Source organism: Actinoplanes sp. NPDC051343, from assembly GCF_044455125.1.
Classification (GTDB): Bacteria; Actinomycetota; Actinomycetes; order Mycobacteriales; family Micromonosporaceae; genus Actinoplanes.
In genome coordinates, this window is record NZ_JBITEL010000002.1 from 595,616 (window position 1) to 612,702 (window position 17,087).

At 69.9% G+C, this 17,087-nt stretch carries 17 protein-coding genes and 1 pseudogene; 7 read left to right on the forward strand and 11 right to left on the reverse strand.

Annotated features, from left to right (window positions below; translation table 11 throughout):
• Positions 1 to 36 precede the first annotated feature (36 nt).
• The 3 genes from ACIA5C_RS09710 to ACIA5C_RS09720 form a co-directional block, all read right to left on the reverse strand.
• Complete coding sequence (locus ACIA5C_RS09710; protein WP_396052898.1) at positions 37 to 1,434, reverse strand: GGDEF domain-containing protein; 1,398 nt, start codon at positions 1,432 to 1,434, stop codon at positions 37 to 39.
• Between the two features lie 164 nt (positions 1,435 to 1,598).
• On the reverse strand, positions 1,599 to 3,026 hold the full coding sequence (locus ACIA5C_RS09715) for an MFS transporter (protein WP_396052899.1): 1,428 nt from the start codon (positions 3,024 to 3,026) through the stop codon (positions 1,599 to 1,601).
• 348 nt (positions 3,027 to 3,374) lie between these two features.
• Positions 3,375 to 4,004 (reverse strand): TetR/AcrR family transcriptional regulator, encoded by a 630-nt coding sequence (locus ACIA5C_RS09720; protein ID WP_396052900.1) that lies wholly within the window; start codon positions 4,002 to 4,004, stop codon positions 3,375 to 3,377.
• A gap of 75 nt (positions 4,005 to 4,079) precedes the next feature.
• Here ACIA5C_RS09720 and ACIA5C_RS09725 point away from each other — a divergent pair, with 75 nt between their 5' ends.
• Together ACIA5C_RS09725 and ACIA5C_RS09730 are read left to right on the forward strand one after the other, a co-directional pair.
• The gene (locus ACIA5C_RS09725; protein WP_396052901.1) at positions 4,080 to 4,916 is read left to right on the forward strand and encodes an aldo/keto reductase; all 837 of its coding nucleotides are present in this window, start codon (positions 4,080 to 4,082) and stop codon (positions 4,914 to 4,916) included.
• Positions 4,913 to 5,773 (forward strand): hypothetical protein, encoded by an 861-nt coding sequence (locus tag ACIA5C_RS09730; protein WP_396052902.1) that lies wholly within the window; start codon positions 4,913 to 4,915, stop codon positions 5,771 to 5,773. The genes ACIA5C_RS09725 and ACIA5C_RS09730 overlap by 4 nt, the downstream gene beginning before the upstream one ends.
• A gap of 215 nt (positions 5,774 to 5,988) precedes the next feature.
• On the opposite strand, the gene ACIA5C_RS09735 is transcribed toward ACIA5C_RS09730, so the two are convergent.
• Positions 5,989 to 6,906, reverse strand: coding sequence for a GlxA family transcriptional regulator (locus ACIA5C_RS09735; protein ID WP_396052903.1), 918 nt, complete (start codon positions 6,904 to 6,906; stop codon positions 5,989 to 5,991).
• A 71-nt stretch (positions 6,907 to 6,977) separates the two neighbouring features.
• On the opposite strand from ACIA5C_RS09735, the gene ACIA5C_RS09740 reads away from it, so the two are divergent.
• On the forward strand, positions 6,978 to 7,313 hold the full coding sequence (locus ACIA5C_RS09740; protein ID WP_396052904.1) for a cupin domain-containing protein: 336 nt from the start codon (positions 6,978 to 6,980) through the stop codon (positions 7,311 to 7,313).
• A gap of 274 nt (positions 7,314 to 7,587) precedes the next feature.
• On the opposite strand, the gene ACIA5C_RS09745 is transcribed toward ACIA5C_RS09740, so the two are convergent.
• Positions 7,588 to 8,289 carry an NUDIX domain-containing protein gene (locus tag ACIA5C_RS09745; RefSeq protein WP_396052905.1) on the reverse strand — a complete coding sequence of 234 codons (702 nt, stop codon included), beginning with the start codon at positions 8,287 to 8,289 and terminating at the stop codon, positions 7,588 to 7,590.
• A gap of 14 nt (positions 8,290 to 8,303) precedes the next feature.
• Entirely contained in the window at positions 8,304 to 8,516 is a 213-nt protein-coding gene (locus ACIA5C_RS09750; RefSeq protein ID WP_396052906.1) for a hypothetical protein, read from the reverse strand.
• A gap of 270 nt (positions 8,517 to 8,786) precedes the next feature.
• Between ACIA5C_RS09750 and rho the strand changes: the two genes are divergently transcribed.
• On the forward strand, positions 8,787 to 9,908 hold the full coding sequence (gene rho / locus ACIA5C_RS09755; RefSeq protein ID WP_396052907.1) for a transcription termination factor Rho: 1,122 nt from the start codon (positions 8,787 to 8,789) through the stop codon (positions 9,906 to 9,908).
• A gap of 53 nt (positions 9,909 to 9,961) precedes the next feature.
• Here the strand turns inward: rho and ACIA5C_RS09760 are convergent, their stop codons facing one another.
• Complete coding sequence (locus ACIA5C_RS09760; protein WP_396052908.1) at positions 9,962 to 10,570, reverse strand: putative glycolipid-binding domain-containing protein; 609 nt, start codon at positions 10,568 to 10,570, stop codon at positions 9,962 to 9,964.
• Between the two features lie 109 nt (positions 10,571 to 10,679).
• Between ACIA5C_RS09760 and ACIA5C_RS09765 the strand changes: the two genes are divergently transcribed.
• Positions 10,680 to 11,450: a serine hydrolase gene (locus tag ACIA5C_RS09765; protein ID WP_396052909.1), complete on the forward strand. Its 771-nt coding sequence runs from the start codon at positions 10,680 to 10,682 to the stop codon at positions 11,448 to 11,450.
• 139 nt (positions 11,451 to 11,589) lie between these two features.
• Positions 11,590 to 11,727, forward strand: a complete 138-nt coding sequence (locus ACIA5C_RS09770) for a hypothetical protein (protein WP_396052910.1) — start codon at positions 11,590 to 11,592, stop codon at positions 11,725 to 11,727.
• Here ACIA5C_RS09770 and ACIA5C_RS09775 read toward each other — a convergent pair.
• On the reverse strand, positions 11,712 to 12,554 hold the full coding sequence (locus tag ACIA5C_RS09775; RefSeq protein ID WP_396052911.1) for an SGNH/GDSL hydrolase family protein: 843 nt from the start codon (positions 12,552 to 12,554) through the stop codon (positions 11,712 to 11,714). The genes ACIA5C_RS09770 and ACIA5C_RS09775 overlap by 16 nt on opposite strands.
• 122 nt (positions 12,555 to 12,676) lie before the next feature.
• On the opposite strand from ACIA5C_RS09775, the gene ACIA5C_RS09780 reads away from it, so the two are divergent.
• The gene (locus ACIA5C_RS09780) at positions 12,677 to 13,240 is read left to right on the forward strand and encodes a GNAT family N-acetyltransferase (protein ID WP_396052912.1); all 564 of its coding nucleotides are present in this window, start codon (positions 12,677 to 12,679) and stop codon (positions 13,238 to 13,240) included.
• Between the two features lie 37 nt (positions 13,241 to 13,277).
• Here ACIA5C_RS09780 and ACIA5C_RS09785 read toward each other — a convergent pair whose 3' ends face one another.
• The 3 genes and pseudogenes from ACIA5C_RS09785 to ACIA5C_RS09795 form a co-directional block, all read right to left on the reverse strand.
• Positions 13,278 to 16,022, reverse strand: coding sequence for a lectin (locus ACIA5C_RS09785; protein WP_396052913.1), 2,745 nt, complete (start codon positions 16,020 to 16,022; stop codon positions 13,278 to 13,280).
• A gap of 157 nt (positions 16,023 to 16,179) precedes the next feature.
• A complete protein-coding gene (locus tag ACIA5C_RS09790) occupies positions 16,180 to 16,398 on the reverse strand; it encodes a hypothetical protein (protein ID WP_396053111.1) in 219 nt (72 codons plus the stop codon).
• A gap of 175 nt (positions 16,399 to 16,573) precedes the next feature.
• Positions 16,574 to 17,080 (reverse strand): annotated as a pseudogene (locus ACIA5C_RS09795) (LysR family transcriptional regulator); the annotation flags it as partial.
• Between the last annotated feature and the right edge of the window lie 7 nt (positions 17,081 to 17,087).

Genomic DNA, 17,087 nt, shown 5'->3' on the forward strand with positions numbered 1-17,087 from the left:
GAATAATCAGCCCGCGACGTGGCCGGAGGTCGAATCCTACGATGCGTAGGCGGCCGCCTCGGTGATGCAGTTCCGGCCGGCGTCCTTGGCCTCGTAGAGGGCGGTATCGACGCGGGCGATCAGCTCATCGGAGGCCTCGTTGCCGTTCCAGGTCGCGAGGCCGGCCGAGAATGTCTGGCCGAGCGGGGTCGCCCGGCGCATCCGGTCGACGATCTCACGGGCGCGTTCGGCGGTGGCGTCGGGCATCAGCAGGACGAACTCCTCGCCGCCGTACCGGGCAAGGTGGTCGCCACTGCGGACGTTGCCGGTCCACACCGCGGCCGCCTCCTTGAGCAGCAGGTCACCGGCGGGGTGGCCGTACGCGTCGTTGAACTGCTTGAAGTGGTCGAGGTCGATGATCGCCACGGCGAGCGGCTCGCCGGTGCGGCGGGCGCGCTCGATCGCGCGCGGCAGTTCGGTGTTCCAGGCGCGCCGGTTCGGCAGGCCGGTCAGTTCGTCGGTGACGGCGAGCTCGCGGACCCGCTGGGTCTGCAGGTCGAGCTGTTTCACCAGCTGTGACATGCGCGTGACGACGAGTAGGAACAGCGCGGCGCAGCCGAGGCCGATGGCCAGGGTGTCGGTGACCTGGTGCCGGACCGCCTCCACGATCAGCAGCCCGGGGCCGATCAGCGAAGCGGCCATCAGCAGCACCAGCAACGAGCGGCTGGGCCGGGCCGGCCGGGGGGCGACAGCCCGGGACAGGGCGCGGACGTCCGGGTGGACCGCGCCGGCGGCGAACGCCAGGTAGCCGGCCAGGAATACGTCGGCGAGGACCGCGTGCGGGAACGGCCCCGGTTCCCAACCGGCCTGGTTGATCACTGCCCAGGCGGTGCCGCCGCCGAGAAAGGTCATGAGGGCCGCGCAGATCAGCCGGAACGAGACGTTGCGGGCACCACCGGCCAGCATCATCCGGACCGTGATGGCCAGCAGGACGACGTCTCCGACCGGGTAGGCGACGCTGACGATGTGCCCGAGGAGCCCGATCGACGGATCGGAGGCCGCCGGTTTGATCATGAAGATCCAGGCGAGCAGCCCCATGCCGGTAGTCAGCGTCGTCGCGTCGACGATGCCGCTCCAGTCCCGCTCGGCACTGCGCCGCCGGATCATCAGGAGGAGACCGGCGGCGACCGCGGGGTAAAGGGAGAGGTATGCGGCGTCGGCCCAGGACGGAAAGCCCACCTCGGTGCCGGTACGCGTGAGCATGAACTCGACGAGGATCCCGCTCGCGTTGCCCGCGACCCCCACCGCGACGAGCCACCAGACGGCGGCCATCGGCGGCCGGCGGTGCCGCACCGCGCCGACGATCATCGCAGCGGCATACCAGCCGACCGTCACCTGCCAGATCAGCTGCAGGTTGCTGCCGTCCGGCACCAGCAGGAACCCCGCGAACGCCACGACTGAAACCAACAGATGCACACGGGTGAGCCTGCTCGCCGGCACTTGCCCCTCCACCACTACAGCCGATCGGACCCTTTCAGTAGACGGGCTCCTGAGTGCGAAAACGGTGCCGCTGCGGTGCAGACCGGTTGCCGCGCGCGGTTGGCGGTACGGCCGGCTGCTCAGGGGTGGGGTTCTGCCGGTGCCCTGCGGGGCATCAGGGCGACGACCGGGAGGCTGAGGGCGGTGACGGCCAGAACGACGACGAGAGTGACCCTCATGGCGTGGCCGATTCCGGACGTCGCGGCCTGGAAGAAGACCGACGTGACCCCGGCCGAGCCGATCGCCGAAGCGAGTTGCTGGATGGAGCTGAGCGAGCCGCTGGCGCTGCCGGCCTCCTCGGGTTTCGCGTCGCCGAGAGCAACCGTGGGAATCGTGGCGAAGCAGAGACCGATGCCGACGCCGATGACGAACAACGCCGGGGCCAGCGCCCAGAGGCCGACCTCGGTACCGGAGTGATCGACGAGGGCCAGGACCGCACCGCAACCGGCGAGGACGACGGTGAGACCGACGAAGACGAGGGTCCGGCCGAGCCTGGCCACCAGGCCACCCATCGCGGCGAACGCGGAGGCGATGATGCCCAGGGTGAGCGGAACCAGGCCGAGCGACGCGTCCCACGGGCCGACGTGCAGCCCCTCCTGCAGGAAAAGCGACAGCACGAAGATCAGGCCGGTGCCGGCGGCGAAGACGGTCAGACCGACGAGCATCCCGGAGGTGAAACCGCGGTTGCGCAACAGCGAGGGCGTGATGAGCGGGTGGGTTGCGGTGCGCTGACGGTACGCGAAGGCGGCGAGGAACAGGACGCCGGCGGTGAGCGAGGTGACGGGTACGGCGCTCCAGCCGTTGGTCGAGCCCTCGATCAGGCCGTACAGCAGCCCGACCATCGTGGCCGCGAGGAGGCCGGAGCCCCAGCCGTCGACGACGATCGACCGGTCGCCGTCGTCCCGCGGCAGGATCTTGACGGCTGTCACCAGCCCGGCAGCGCCGAGGAGGACGTTGGCGATGAAGATCGGGCGCCAGGACAGACCGAACAGGTCGGCGCTGATGATGAATCCGGCCAGGACCGGGCCGCCGACACTGGCGAGACCGAGAACCGGGCCGAACAGCCCGAACGCCTTGGCGAGCAGGTCGCGGTCGAACGCCTTGGTCATGATCGCCATGCCTTGCGGGATCAGCAGAGCTCCGAACGCGCCCTGAGCCACCCGGGCGGCGATGAGCAGGGCAGGATCAGGTGAGAACCCGGCGACCGCCGAAGCGAGGGTGAACCCGCCGATTCCGATCAGGAACAGCCGGCGTTGGCCGAACTTGTCACCCAGCCGTCCGCCGACCACGAGCAGGACACCCATGGCGAGCATGTACGCCGGCCCCAACCACTTGATCAGACTCTCGCCGCCGTTGAGCTCGCGGGCAATGGTCGGGGCGGCGATGTTGGTGACCGTCGCATCGATCACGTCGAGGGCGTCGGCCAGCAGCACCAGACCCAGGATCGCCCACATCAGGCGACCGGAGCGGCGTGCGGTGACCGGGGCCGGCTCCATCAAAATCGTCATCAGGAAGTCCTTCTCTTCGGCGGTCGGGCGCACCTCTCGGGCGGCCTCGTACCGACTACGAACACCCCCGGCCCGATCCGACACCGTCGGCCAAATTCCTTCGACAACTCGGTTGATCCGCTGCAGGACGTCACCCGGACCCGCCCGTCTCGCTGGGATTCCTGGGCTTCCTTCTGCTTGCCGGGCACGCCGACGCGGCGGTGCACCACACCTTCGGAGCCCTGCCGTTCCAGGAGTTCGGCAAGCCGTGCGGCGGCGAGGCGCTCGCCTGCGTCAGCCCGCCGGGATCACGCCATGCAGGCCGTTCCTCCGGCGAGCCGGTCTTGGCGGGGACGTGCACGACCGTCGTCAGCGGTGTCCGGCCTGGTCGAGCGCCGGGCCGAGCGGCGTCAGCGCGCTCCGGACGATCTCCGGCAGCGATCCGGCGGGTATCACGAAGCCGTGCATCGACGCCGGCGTCCTGGCCGAGTCGAGCCACCGTCGCAGCGCGAGACGGGTGGCCGCGCCGACACCGGCCGCGAGCACCTCGGCGGTCTGCCGGTCGACGCCCGGGCACCGCTCCGCGATCGCGGCAGCCAGCGGTTCCTCGATCGCGGCGACGGTGTCGACGTAGCAGGCCCGCAGCGCGGGCGTAGACGTGATCATCAGCATCACGGCCCGGTCGTCGTCGCTCGGATCGGCGTACTGCCCCGCGACGGCGTCGATGACGGCATCCGCGAGCCCGACCTCAGCCGGCCGGTCTGCGACAGCCGCCGCGATCCGCGACGCGCGCTCGGCGGTGACCGCCGCGATGATCGCCTGCTCGCGGCTGGAGAAGTAGTTGTTGTAGGTCCTCACCGACACACCGGCGGCCTCGGCGATGTCGTCGACCCGTAGGTTGCCGGGTCCGCGTTCCAGCGCGAGGCGCAGCGCGGCAGCGCGGAGCGCCACCCGGGTCGCCTCTTTTTTGCGTTCACGTAAGCCGAGATCGTCTGCCATCAAGGTGCAGCTTCACATAGTGGATGCGTGCACGCAAGTTTGCGTGTACGCAAGTTTTTGCTATCGTCGCCGGCCATGGCGAATGACTTCCTCCTCGGCGACGACCTGCCGGTCCACCGCATCGGTCTGGGCGCGATGCGGCTCGCTCTAGGTGGCCGGATCCGGGACCCGAAGGATGGCATCGCGATCCTGCGCCGCGCCGCCGGGATCGGCGTGAACCACATCGACACCGCCGCCTCGTACGGGGCCGGCGCCCTCCACGCGCACGACATGATCCGGCAGGCGCTTTCGCCGTACCCCGCCGACCTGGTCATCGCCACCAAGGTAGGCGCGATGCTGGAGCAGGGCGATCCGGCGACCGCCCAGCGTCGTCTCATCGAGCAGGACCTACGCCGGCTCGGCCGCGACCACCTCGACCTGGTGTACCTGCGCACCAACGGCATGGGCGAGCCGGGCGGAGAGCCGATCGGCGAACGGTTCGCGGCCCTGGCGCAGCTTCGCCAGGAAGGACTGGTCCGGCATCTCGGCGTCAGCCACGTAGACGAGGACCAACTCGCCGAGGCGCTGTCCATCGCCCCGGTCGCCGCCGTACAAAACCGGCACAGCCCGGCGCATCAGGACGACGCGGTCCTCGAACGGTGCCAGCGTGAAGGCATCGCGTACGTGCCCTACTTCCCGCTGGGCGGCGGCCGACCCCGGATCGACCGGACCACCCTCGCCAAGGTCGCCGCCCGGCACGAGGCCACCGTCGCACAGGTCGCGCTGGCCTGGCTGCTGGCCGCATCCCCGGTAACCCTGGCGATCCCCGGCACAAGCTCCCTCGACCACCTGACCGAGAACGCCGCCGCCGCCGACCTGCACCTCTCCACCAACGACCTGGCCGAACTGCGCAGCGAGCTACCCACCACATGAGCCCATTCGTGCGCCGCGACCTTCGGATACAGCAGAACGTGTTCGCCCTCGCCGGTGACCCGGACCTGCTCGTGCTCGACGAACCCACCACGGGCATGGACGTCGCCGCCCGCCAGCGGTTCTGGACCGCCATCCGCGCCTACGCCGCCGACGGCCAGACGGTGTTCTTCAGCACCCACCAGCTGCACGAGGCCGACGACGTGGCCGACCGCGTCGTGGTGCTCGCCGCTGGGCGCATCGTCGCCGACGGGCCGCCCGCAGAGATCCGGGCCCTGGCCGGCGTCGACATGTCGGCCAGTTTGGGATGCGGCGTTCCTCGCCCTGACCACCAAGATGCCGGCCGCCGAGGGACCGGCGACCAGGCCCGCCGAGACGGAGCACTGCTGCGCGCATACCTGCGATTCGAACTACGCCGGCTGGTCCGCGACCGGCTTCCTGGTCAAGGACGGCCCGGTCGAGGAATTGGCCGCCGCCATCCACCGGGTCCTGGCCGGCCAACGAGTCATCGACCCGGCGCCGGCGGCAGCGGCCTTGTCCGCCGGGCCCAACCCGCTCAGCGACCGCGAGCGCGACGTTCTGCACGCCGCTGCGGACGGCGCGCCACGGTCGCGGACATCGCCGGCCACCTGCACCTGTCCGAAAGCACAGTTCGCAACCATCTGTCTGCCGCGATCGGCAAAACCAGCACGCGCAACTGTGTCGAGGCGGCACACCGCGCCAGATCGAACGGCTGGATCTGGGTAGACCGCGCTACGCGGGACCAATGCCACGTCGTGGTCGATCCAGCTCTCGAGCGCGGCTCAGGGGCCGATCTCGGTCTCGACTTGCACGGTGGTCAGCCGCAGCCGCCCCGCTGAGGCGGAGACCTCGCCGCCGCTCACCGTGACCACCTGCCGGCCGTCCTCGTGGCCCAGTGTGTCGACCGTGGGCCCCGGCTCCATTACCGCGTATGGCAGCGGGCAGAACCGGACCCCCGGCACCGAGCAGCGCGATTACCACAGCGCCTGCGATGACCACGACACCACGGCGTTTCAGGGCTACCGAGCGTACCGATCAGGGTTTGCCGTTGTCGTCAGGAGACGCGTGATGCGCGTCGGTAGGCGCTCGGGGTCATGCCGAGCTGGGCGCGGAACCGGCGGCGCAGGTTGACCGCCGAGCTGAGGCCGACGCGCGCCGCGATCGCCTCGACGGGCAGGTCCGTGTGCTCGAGCAGGGCGCGTGCCTCGGCCACCCGGCGCGACAGCAGCCACCCACCCGGACTCGTGCCCAAGTGGTGGGCGAAGCGCCGGGCCAGCGTGCGCGGCGAGACACCGACGTGCGCGGCCATGGCGCGCACGGACAACGACGTCCCCAGGCGCGTGCCGGCCCACTCGAGGAGCCCGTCGAGCGCGTCCCCCGCGGACGGAGGGGGCGCCTCGCGGTGCGGCGGCATCGCCATGTGCCGGGCAAGGAGCGCGGCATGAGCGGCTCCATGGTCGTGGCGGACCAGGTGCAGGCACAGATCGATGCCCGCGCCCGCACCGGCGCTGGTGGCGACGTCACCGTGATCCACATAGAGCCGGTCCTGCTCCACGCGGACCCGCGGAAACTCTCGTCGTAGCTGCTCGGCGCGTCCCGGATGGGTGGTGGCCGACCGGCCGTCCAGCAGGCCCGTGCGGGCGAGGGCGAACACTCCGGAACAAATCGTCACCAGCCGCGCCCCACGCGCGTGCGCCCGCAGCAAAGCACGGTGCACCCCGTCCGACAACGGCGCCTCGACGGGTGCCCAACCCGGGATGATCACGGTACTTGCGCGGTCCAGCGTTGACAGGTCGCGTGACACCGACATCGCGTACCCGGCCGACGTCGGCACCAGACCCGGCGTCTCCGTGCACACCTCGAACTCATAGTGCTGGGGCACCCCGGCCCGTTTCGTGCCGAAGACTTCGACGGCACAGCCGAGCTCGAACGTCGACTGCACCGGCCGAACCAGAGCCACAACACGATGCATGGCAGAAAAATACCCCATCCTGTCCGCACCGGCCCTGGGCCGCCGTGATCACCGACCGCACCCTGAGAGGTATGCATCCCGAGATCCTCGCGCAGGAGGGCTACGCCTTCGCCCGCGTCGACCAAGCACCCATCCGGGAACTCTTCCCCGGGGTCCGGCACCGCCCGCTGTGGACCGGCCCCAATGGCGCGCACGCAGACGTATTGGAAATGGACCCAGGCAGCTCCTGGCCACGCCGCGACATCCACGAGCCGGGTCCCGAAGAGGTCTTCGTGATCACGGGCACCTTCCACGACGGGGCACGTGACCATCCCGCCGGGACGTTCCTGCACGCCCCGGCCGGTTCCTGGCACGTGCCCGCCACCACCAGCGGTTGCACCCTGTTCCTCTTCTACCCCGCCGGCTAATACGGCCCTTCGTGCCGGCCCGCCAGGACTTCCGAGCAGAACAAGTGCGACAGCATCTACCGGCAGAGTCGCGGCGCCTCACCGCCGCATAGCGATGCCACGCTGCCGACCGCGCACTATCGGCGGCATATCAAGCGAATCAGGATGCCGCCGCGGTCGGCAACCACCATGCCGGGTATCTATATCCGGCGGCCCTGCCGGCTACCTTCGCCGCCCCAGGGCGGCCCCACACCGGCGCGACGGCTGCCGACGATGCGCACGCGCCCATGTCCGGTTAGCTGAATACCAACGGTTCGTCATGGCCGTCGGGCTGACGGCGGAAGTAGCAGTGAGCGACCGTGCGGATCCCGCCTCGGGCCGCGGCGATGCAGCGTTTGTAGATCTCACGGTTGAACGGGAACGGATGGCCGGCCAGCAGCAAGGCGGCATCCTCCAAGTCGACCCAGGCGATCTCGGCGATCTCGTCATCCGGGTCGGAGGTGACGTGTGGCGAGCCGCCGCCGGAGGTCGCCTCGTACATCAGGACCACAGCGCTCTCGCCGGGGCCTGGCAGCTCGCCGGCGTCCCGTCTGATCGTGGTGGGATTGGCCAGCTGAGCGACGCAGATGAGGTGCGGTTCACCGACGACGCGGGAACCTGTCTCTTCCCACACCTCGCGTAACAGCGCCTCAGGTGACAGTTCCCCGGGTTCTACGCGTCCGCCTGGCAAAGCCCACGCCGTGCCCGGCCCGTCCGGGCCGGGCTGCCGAACGAGCAAAACTTCCCCGGCTCGCCGCAGCAAGCCCCCGACCAGCAAATGCGTGTGCATAGCACTCCCCATCGAGTCCGGTGACTCAACGATCTGCAAGAACAGCGTTACGACCATACGGTGGCGGTGTAATTCCGTAGATATTACCGCAGCGCGCTCGGCGAACCAATTGATCGAGGTGAAGTCTTGGCGTTCAACTAAGTCCGGCACAACGGATAGCCACACCATTCGGTGGAACCACCTCAGGCAATGGATAATTCGACGAACGGCTCGCTGATGATGCTGTAGACGTCGTTGCCAAATACTTCAGAAGTGGTGTCGAGCAAACCGGGATTGGAATCGATCCGGCTCAATTGTTTGATACACTCTCTGCCTGAGCGAAAGGCGTCGAACCCCGCGTGCGAGGCAACCGGGCGCACTGTTCTGGGCCGAGTGCACGACTCGCGATTCGTCATCGCGATGAAGGTCCCACAGAAAGTAGCCGACAGGCCCCCTGAGTGGCGCCGGCGCTGGGTGCGCCGTCAGACTCGCGTTGGCCGGCGGCCGGGCAGCGAGCGTAAACCGTGTGCTACTCTTCGGCCATCCGGACCCGGATGCTGGCGATTGTCTTTCGCCCCCGGGGTTCCTGATCGGCCGTGAGGTCTCCGACCCGGCCCAGCAAAGTTTCACTTCACCCAGGCCGGCGTCTATCCGCGCCCGCCTTTCAGCTCTAGGAGCGCTCCCCCATGTCTGCTGTAACCACCATGGCCGACGTCGCCTTCGACGCCTTGCTCGACGTCGTCGACGACCGGGCCTGGCTTCGGGCCGACGGCTATCTGCCGGGCCGCGACGATATCGCTGTTTCGATGGGCCAGGTCCGTCAGCTGGGCCTGCGCCGCGGTGACCGGGTCACCGGCTTCGCCCGGGTCGCCGCGCCGCGTAAGCCGGCCCAGCTGCAGGTCGAGACCGTCAACGGGCGTGCGCCCGGCGGCAAGCGGCCCGACTTCTACGAGATGACCGCGCTGTTCCCTAACGAGCGGCTTCGGCTCGAGAACGACTCCAAGGATCTCACCACCCGCGTCATCGACCTGGTCATGCCGATCGGGAAGGGGCAGCGGGCGCTGATCGTCGCCCCGCCGAAGGCCGGCAAGACCACGATTCTGCACGAGATCGCCAACGCGGTCACGGTCAACCACCCCGAGGTGCACCTGATGGCCGTCCTGGTCGACGAGCGGCCGGAGGAGGTCACCGACTTCCAGCGGTCGGTCAAGGGCGAGGTGGTGGCGGCTACGTTCGACCGGCCGCCGGCCGAGCATGCGGCCCTGGCCGAGCTGGCCGTCGAGCGGGCCAAGCGGCTGGTCGAGCAGGGGCGGGACGTCGTCGTTCTGCTCGACTCGATCACGCGGCTGGGACGCGCGTACAACCTGCTGGCCCCCGGCCGTGGCCGGACGCTGAGCGGCGGCCTCGATTCGACAGCTCTTTATCCGCCGAAGCGGCTGCTCGGCGCCGCCCGCAACCTCGAGGGCGGCGGCTCGCTGACGATCATCGCGACGGCGCTGGTCGAGAACGGCTCGGCGATGGACGGGCTGATCTTCGAGGAGTTCAAGAGCACTGGGAACGCCGAGCTGAAGCTGGACCGGCAGCTCGCCGAGGCGCGCACCTTCCCCGCCATCGACGTGGCGAGCACGGGCACCCGGCACGACGAGATCCTGATGGCGCGGGACGAGCTCGCCGTGGTCGGGCAGGTGCGCCGGGCGCTCACCGGCGGCGACGCCCGGCAGTCCCTTCAGCAGCTGCTCGACCAGTTGCGCACCACCCCGTCGAATGCCGCGTTCCTGCGCCGGGTAGCACTCTCCCTCGCGGCCTAGAAAGCGGCCTGGAAAGCGGCCTGGAAAGCGGCCTGGAAAGCGGCCTGGAAAGCTCAGGCCAGCCGCAACCGGCCCGGCCGATAGGCCACGATCCCGGACGCGTCGATGTCGAAGGACGCACCCGCCTCGTCACCGCCGATGCGCAGTCGCTGGTCGCTGACGAGCTGATAGGTCGTAGCGCCGGTCGCCACGGTGAGCGACGGCAGCAGCACCCGCGCGGTCATCGCGGTCACCACGCCCGCCGACGGGGTCACGGCCAGCCGGCGCAGCGCCCAGGTCAGGAACATCGGCGAGTCGGTGATGCGGACGACGTCGATTCCCTCGATGCGGATCGGCTCCTCCGAGTCGCCGCTGCGGAAGACGAGCGTCCCGTCCTCTTCCCGGGTCATCGACAGGGTGCGCCGGGACTGCGAGGATTCGCAGGTCACGGTCAGTGCGCGTACGCCCGAGGCGTCGTCCAGGCCGACCGTCCAGTGCACGCTGTGCGGCCCGGTGCCACCGATCACCGCCGTGCCCGCCGCGGTGCGCCCGTCGGCGTCGGGGAAGACCAGTTCGGTGCCGACCGTGTCGGTGCGCTGCCAGATCAGCGGGCCCGCGGGATCGTGGGTCGTCCTGGTCCGAGCGGCACCGTTGGGCCGGGTGGGGGTCTCGTGGGCACCCATAGTCGTCTCCCTTCGCCTCACTGCGATACCTGACATGGTTGCACTATGCAATATGAGCCGCCACACCGTCCGGGGCGGGACGGCCCGCCGAGTCGACCATGATGTACGGATGAACATCCAGGAGATCGTCGGCGAGGTGGCCGGTGCGACGCCGGCCGTCGACTGGTCGGTGCAGATCGGCGACCGGGCCGCTCACCAGCCGGAACGCCGGCTGCGCACGGCCAGCGCCGGCAAACTCCTGCTGTTGATCGAGGTCGCGCGCCGGATCGGGGACGGCCGTCTCGACCCGGCCGAGCGGCTGGCCAAGGACCCGGCACTCGCGGTCGCCGACTCGGGGCTGTGGCAGCACCTGACCATCCCTGAGCTGCCGATAGCCGATCTTGCGGTGCTGGTCGCGGCGGTCAGTGACAATTTCGCGACAAATGTTCTGCTCGGCCGCATCGGGCTTCGCCCGCTGACGGACCTCGCCGCGGAGCTCAAGCTGCGGGAGACGGCACTGCTTGATTTCGTACGCGGTGAGCGGGCCCCCGACCACCCACCGACGTTGTCGTGGGGCACCGCGGCCGAGCTGGCCGGCCTGATGGGCGGGCTCGCCCGCGGCACGGTCGTCTCCCCCGCGGTCTCGGCCCGGGTCGACTCGTGGCTGGCCACCGGGGTCGACCTGTCGATGGTCGCCGCCGGTTTCGACCTCGACCCGCTCGCCCACGCCGGCGGCGACCTGCGCAACAAGACCGGCACCGACGACGGGGTGCGGGCCGACGTCGGCCACGTCGGGCTGGAGCCGTACGCCGTACTCGCGAACTGGAATCCCGCCGAGGGTGACCGCACCGCCGAGGTGATGGGCGGGATGCGGGCGATCGGCCGGGCGATGGCCGCGTGACCGCCGGGTTCGGCGCCCTGGCCGTGATCGGCGCGGCCGCAGCCTGGTGTGGCTGGGTGCTGCTCGGCGTGGGCGCGGTCGTCGTGCACTTCCTGGTGCGGCCGTCCTATCTCGGCCTCTGGCGTCGGCGCAGCTGGGCGTGCCCGTCGCCGCCGCCACGCTGGGCGCCTCGACCCTGCGCGCCGGCGAACCGGCCGCGATCGTGCTCGGCGCCTTGATCACGGTGGTGGTGTCGGTCGTTGCGGCCGGCCGGCTGGCGGCTCACCAGCCCGGGTAGGTCACCTCGGCCAGGCGCTTCTGCCCGTCGGCGTCCGGGTGGAAGTAGTCGAGGTGGTTGATCAGCGACAACGAGAACCGGACGCCGTGCACCGCGCCGTGATCCCAGCGGCAGCGGTCGCCGTAGGCCTTGCAGGCGTCGTGCAGTTCGTCGTCGTAGTCGTCGATGCGTTGCCTGACCTTGTCCCGCCGGTCCTGGTCGGCCTGGTCGGTCGAGGCCGGGTCGGCGAGCAGGCTCGGGCAGATGCCCAGCTTCCAGGCGCGCCGGGCGTGGGCGTCGTCGTGGCCCAATTCCCAGAGGCGGTAGAGGTCGGGCAGGCTCACGACCAGCACATGCGCCTTGGGCAGGCCCTTCTTGAGCGTTTTGAGGCCGGCGTCGATCTCGCTCCGGAAGGTGGCGGCCGACGTCATCCGGTCGACCGTGCCCGCGCAGGCGTCGTTCGCCCCGATCAGGACCGTCACGTAGTCGACCTTCGCCTTGACGGCCAGCTTCGCCTGCCGCGCCAGGTCGTCGGCCCGGGCACCGGGCACCGCATAGTTGTGCTCGTGCCCGGCGATCCGGTCGTTGTCGCTCTTGATCCGCAGGTAGTGACTGTCGACGTCGGCGCTGGTGCCGGTCGCCCACGAGTTCCGCCCGCAGGCCAGCACCGTCCCGCAGCTGGCGAACCCGACCGTGATCGAGTCGCCGAGCGCGGCCATCGAGGCGGGCAGGCCGGGCTTGGGCTCAGGGCTGCCGTGACCACTCCCCTGGCTGCCGGTGGCAGCCCCCTCACAGCCGAGCGCGAGCGCCGCCAGCGCCGCCAGGACGCCCACATGCCACCGCTTCATCCGCCCCATCCTCACCAAGAGAAACTTCGCCGTCACTCTACGGATTTTGCCAGGGGCGCGCTCACCCTACGGTCGCGCCCCGCCGTTCGCGTCGATGCCGCCCCGGCGCCTAGGGTGCGGCCATGGGTGATTACACGGTGAAGGCGCTGGGCGCCGACACCTGGGACGCGTACGCCCGCATGATGCAGCGGCACAACGGCGTCTTCGGCGGCTGCTGGTGCACCTGGTTCCACACCCTCAACGCCGACAAGACCCGCACCGCGGAGGGCAACCGCCACCTCAAACAGCGGCTGGTCACCTCGGGCGGGGCCCACGCGGCGCTGGTCTTCGATCAGGACAAGGCCGTCGCCTGGTGCCAGTTCGGCAGCCCGGCCGAACTGCCGAACATCTACCACCGCAAGCAGTACGAGGAGGAGTGCGACGTCCGGCCGGACTACCGCATCACGTGCATCTTCGTCGACAAGAAGCACCGGCGGCGGGGGCTGACCGCGATCGCCCTGCGCGGCGCGCTTCATCTGATCGCCCAGGCGGGCGGCGGAATCGTTGAGGGCTACCCGCACGACAACGACGGCAAGAAGGTGTCGGTCCTCTACAACAGCACCCGAAGCGTGTTCGAAGAGGCCGGCTTCACCTATGTACGCCCCAAGGGCACGAAGAACTGTGTGATGCGCATCGAAGTCGCCTGAGCGGGCCGGCGTGCCCGTGAGCACGCCGGCCCGCGGGTCATGCCGGCAGGGTCCAGTTCTGGGCGGCGCTGCCGTTACAGGTGTAGATCTGCAGCCGGGCGCCGTTGGTGGTGGCGGAGTTCGGGTCGTCCAGGCACTTGCCGGACTGGGGGTTCACCAGGGAGCCGTTCGCGCCGGCGGTCCACTTCTGGGCGCCGGTGCCGTTGCAGCCCCACAACTGCACCTTGGTGCCGTCGGCGGTACCGCTGTTGGAGATGTCCAGGCACTTGCCGAGGTCGCGCAGCGTGCTGTCGCCCGCGACCGTCCAGTCCTGGGCGTAGGTGCTGTCGCAGCCCCAGATCTGCACCGCCGTACCGTTCGCCGTGGCGGACTGGGCGGCGTCGACGCAGAGGTTCGCGCCCACGCCTGACTTGATCGCCCCGACCCTCGGCTGGGCCGGCGCGGCGAGGCTGCCGCCGTAGGAGGGCGGAGCGGCCGAGGCCGCGGTCGCCCACGAGGTGTTGGCCGCGGTGCCCAGGGTGAAGTCGAGGGTGCCGCCGGAGGTGATGGCGGCGGCCGGCGCGTACGCGTTGTTCCAGGCCGTGCCGTTGAAGGACGCCGACTGCACGTACGGGGCATTGTCGGCGGCGCCGTTGCCGCTGATCGTCAGGGTCTTGCCGGACGGCAGGGTGACGACGGCCTGGGTGAACAACGGCGAGCCGAGGGCGAGGTCGGATGTGCCCGGCGTCATCGGGTACATGCCGAGGGCGGACCAGACGTACCAGGCGCTCATCGCGCCGAGATCGTCGTTGCCGTCGGCCAGGCCCTTCGGGTTGTTGGCCCAGATCGAGTCCTGGATCGACCGTACGGTGCCCTGCGTCCGGTACGGCTGCCCGGTGTAGTCGTACTCCCAGGGCAGTTCGATGCTGGGCTCGTTACCGACCCAGGCGTAGCCGTTGGCACCGGTGTAGCTGCGCAGCACCGTGTCGAGGTAGTGGTTCATCGCGGTGTTGCCGCCCTTGGCGCGGGCCAGGCCGGCCACGTTGAACGGGACCATGCCGGTGTAGATCCACGAGTCCGCCTCGACCATGTCGGTGCCGCTGGTCGGATCGAAGTCGCTGACCCAGGTGCCGTCGGCGTTGCGGGGCTGCACGAAGCCGGAGGCCGGGTTGAGGACGTTGCGCCAGTCCTGCGCGCGGTCCGCGTACTTCTTCTGGTTCGCGGTGTCGCCGAGGGCGCCCGCGAAGGCGGAGACGGCGAAGTCGGCGGTGTTGTACTCGAGCGTGGTGGCCACCGGGCCGTAGAAGTTGCAGCAGCCGTAGGTGCCGTTGTGCGGCTCGAAGCCGGGCGTGCTGAGGTAGTTCAGGCCGGGCCGGTCGTTGTTGGTGGTGCTCGCCTGCTTGACCATGTCGGCCAGCGCGGTCGCGGTGTCGAAGCCGCGGGCGCCGAAGGCGTAGTAGTCGGCGATGATGCCGTCGGCCGGGTCGCCGACCATCACGTACGACTCGCCGTTGTTCTCCGACCACTTGGGCAGGATCCCGGTCTGCGCATAGTCGTCGATCATGGACTGGGCGGTGTCGGACGCGACCTGCGGCGCCACCAGTCCTTCGAGCTGGGCCTGGGTCCGGTAGATGTCCCAGCCGGAGTAGTTGGCGTAGGCGGCGCTGTGCCCGGAGTCGACGGTGTGCGTCTTGCCGTCGAAGCCGTAGTACTGGCCGTTCGTGTCGCTGATGACGTTGGGGTGCAGCAGCGAGTGGTAAAGAGCGGTGTAGAAGATCGTCTGCTGGTCGGTGGTGCCGCCGGCGATCTGCATCTTGCCGAGCGCGGAGTTCCAGGCGCTCTGGGCGGCGTTGCGGGTGTTGTCGAAGTTCCAGGCGGCGTTCTCGGCCGTACGGTTGGCGGCCGCGTTCGCGATGGACACGTAGGAGACGCCGACCTTGGCCTGCACCACCTTGTTGGTTGTGGTGTCGAAGGTGACGTGCCCGTTGGAGGCGGCGACGGCGGGCGCGGCGGCCTTCGGCATGCTGCCGTGCAACACCGGCTTGTTGGGCGTCTCGGCCGCGTTCTTGGATGCCGTCGCGCTCGGCGCCGTGGGAAGGGTGCCGGTCGCCGCGGCGGTGGCCGAGCTCGCGAAGGCGCGGTCGAAGACCATGTCGAAGTACACCGTGTACGTGTTACCCGCGCCGCAGAACTTTCCGGAAGTGACCTGACCGCTCACCTCGGTGTTCGAGACGACGTTGAACTGCGTGTTGCTCGCGCCGTTCTGGCTGCCGGTCAGCTTGAAGATCAGGTTGGCCTGGGTGGTCGAGGGGAAGGTGAAGCGCGCCATGCCGCTGCGGGTCGTGGCGGTCAGTTCGGTCGTCACCTGGTTGTTGAGCGCGACCTTGTAGGAGCCGGCCGACGCCGACTCGTTGGCGTGCGAGAAGGCGTCCGTGGCCGAGTTGTTGACCGCGCCGACGGTGGGCAGCACCGGAACGTCACCGGCGGCGCCGCAGCCGGGCCCGGCGATGTGGGTGAGGCTGAAGCCGGTGATCGACGTGTCGTCGTACTCGTAGCCACCGCCGGACGGCCGCGACGGGGTGTCGGGGCTCCACTGCACCATGCCGAACGGCACGTCGGCGCCGGGGAAGTCGTCGGCCTGGTTCGACGTCCCGATGAACGGGTTGACCAGGGTCGCGGGAGCGGTGACCAGGGCCGGGGCAGCCAGGGTGGGGGTGGCGAATGCGCCGGCCGCTGCCACGCCGAGGCCGACTCCGAGGAGTGCGGCGAGCGGGCGTCGGCCTGGTGCGGAGAGGGAATTCATGGATCCGCCTCCTCGGGGATCGGTCTGATGGGGGAACCGATCGATGGGGAAAACCGCCGGATGACAACGTTGTCAGGTGGCGACAAAACGCCGGTCGACATGCAGAGCCGGCTCGCGCACAGCCGCGTGGTGCCGAGCGGAGAGCGCTCTCGTGAACCTAGCCGGGCGATCGAAGTCCGTCAATTGCGGTCGTCCAGGTCAACAACTGCGCCAGCGACGGGTGGGAATTGCCGGTGCGGAACAGCAACGAGTGCGGATAGGCCGGGGACGGCTCGGTCAGCGGAATCCGGCGCAGGTCGTACGAGGCCGGCCAGACGTAGTGATCGCCGCTGCCGACCAGGGTGGCCACCGCGGGCGATCCCGCGATCTCCTCCATCAGCGCCTCGGTCCCGAAGTTCGGTCCCAGCGCGTCGATCCGGAGACCGAAGGTGGCCGCCAGCGACGCATAGAACGCCGCCCACTCGGTGCCCGGGCTGAATGCCGGGGATCCAGATGCGGTGTCCGGACAGTTCGGGTGGCCGCAGCGAGGACCGACCGGCGAGCGGATGCGACGGCCCGGCCAGCACCTGTAACGGATCGTCCAGCACGCGAACCGCTGTCACCCCCGGGGGCAGCGCCTCGAGAACCGCCCTGAAGGTCGCGTCGATCTCGCCTCGCACAAGCGCCTCCACGGCCCGGCCGGCATCGGCTCCCGGAAGGGTGACGACGTCGAGCGCGACCGAGGGACGCGCCCGGTGGAAACGCCGTAAGAGCTGCGCCGGCGCGATCCGCGGGTGGACGACGTCGACCCGCAACGCCCGCTCCCCCGGCCGGACCGACGACGCCGCCCGGTCGACGGCCCGCAGCACACCCCGGGCATGCGGCAGAAACGCCCGCCCGTCGAGTGTCAACGAAGCGCCCCGGGCGGTCCGCGCGAACAGCGGGACGCCCAGCGAACGCTCCAGCGCGGCCACCCGCTTCGACACCGCCTGCTGGGTGACGTGCAGGTCGACCGCGGCCACCTGGAACTGCCCGGCCTCCGCTACCGCCACGAACGTCCGCACACCCTCGATGTCCACCCCACAA

Bases quoted from the DNA above. Each gene is read 5' to 3' on its own strand.
- ACIA5C_RS09745 (WP_396052905.1), bottom strand. From the start codon at position 8,289: ATGGTGTGGCTATCCGTTGTGCCGGACTTAGTTGAACGCCAAGACTTC.
- ACIA5C_RS09720 (WP_396052900.1), bottom strand. From the start codon at position 4,004: ATGGCAGACGATCTCGGCTTACGTGAACGCAAAAAAGAGGCGACCCGG.
- ACIA5C_RS09715 (WP_396052899.1), bottom strand. From the start codon at position 3,026: ATGACGATTTTGATGGAGCCGGCCCCGGTCACCGCACGCCGCTCCGGT.
- ACIA5C_RS09735 (WP_396052903.1), bottom strand. From the start codon at position 6,906: ATGCATCGTGTTGTGGCTCTGGTTCGGCCGGTGCAGTCGACGTTCGAG.
- ACIA5C_RS09760 (WP_396052908.1), bottom strand. From the start codon at position 10,570: ATGGGTGCCCACGAGACCCCCACCCGGCCCAACGGTGCCGCTCGGACC.
- ACIA5C_RS09725 (WP_396052901.1), top strand. From the start codon at position 4,080: ATGGCGAATGACTTCCTCCTCGGCGACGACCTGCCGGTCCACCGCATC.
- ACIA5C_RS09790 (WP_396053111.1), bottom strand. From the start codon at position 16,398: ATGGAGGAGATCGCGGGATCGCCCGCGGTGGCCACCCTGGTCGGCAGC.
- ACIA5C_RS09750 (WP_396052906.1), bottom strand. From the start codon at position 8,516: ATGACGAATCGCGAGTCGTGCACTCGGCCCAGAACAGTGCGCCCGGTT.
- ACIA5C_RS09740 (WP_396052904.1), top strand. From the start codon at position 6,978: ATGCATCCCGAGATCCTCGCGCAGGAGGGCTACGCCTTCGCCCGCGTC.
- ACIA5C_RS09780 (WP_396052912.1), top strand. From the start codon at position 12,677: ATGGGTGATTACACGGTGAAGGCGCTGGGCGCCGACACCTGGGACGCG.
- ACIA5C_RS09730 (WP_396052902.1), top strand. From the start codon at position 4,913: ATGAGCCCATTCGTGCGCCGCGACCTTCGGATACAGCAGAACGTGTTC.
- ACIA5C_RS09785 (WP_396052913.1), bottom strand. From the start codon at position 16,022: ATGAATTCCCTCTCCGCACCAGGCCGACGCCCGCTCGCCGCACTCCTC.
- rho (WP_396052907.1), top strand. From the start codon at position 8,787: ATGTCTGCTGTAACCACCATGGCCGACGTCGCCTTCGACGCCTTGCTC.
- ACIA5C_RS09775 (WP_396052911.1), bottom strand. From the start codon at position 12,554: ATGAAGCGGTGGCATGTGGGCGTCCTGGCGGCGCTGGCGGCGCTCGCG.
- ACIA5C_RS09765 (WP_396052909.1), top strand. From the start codon at position 10,680: ATGAACATCCAGGAGATCGTCGGCGAGGTGGCCGGTGCGACGCCGGCC.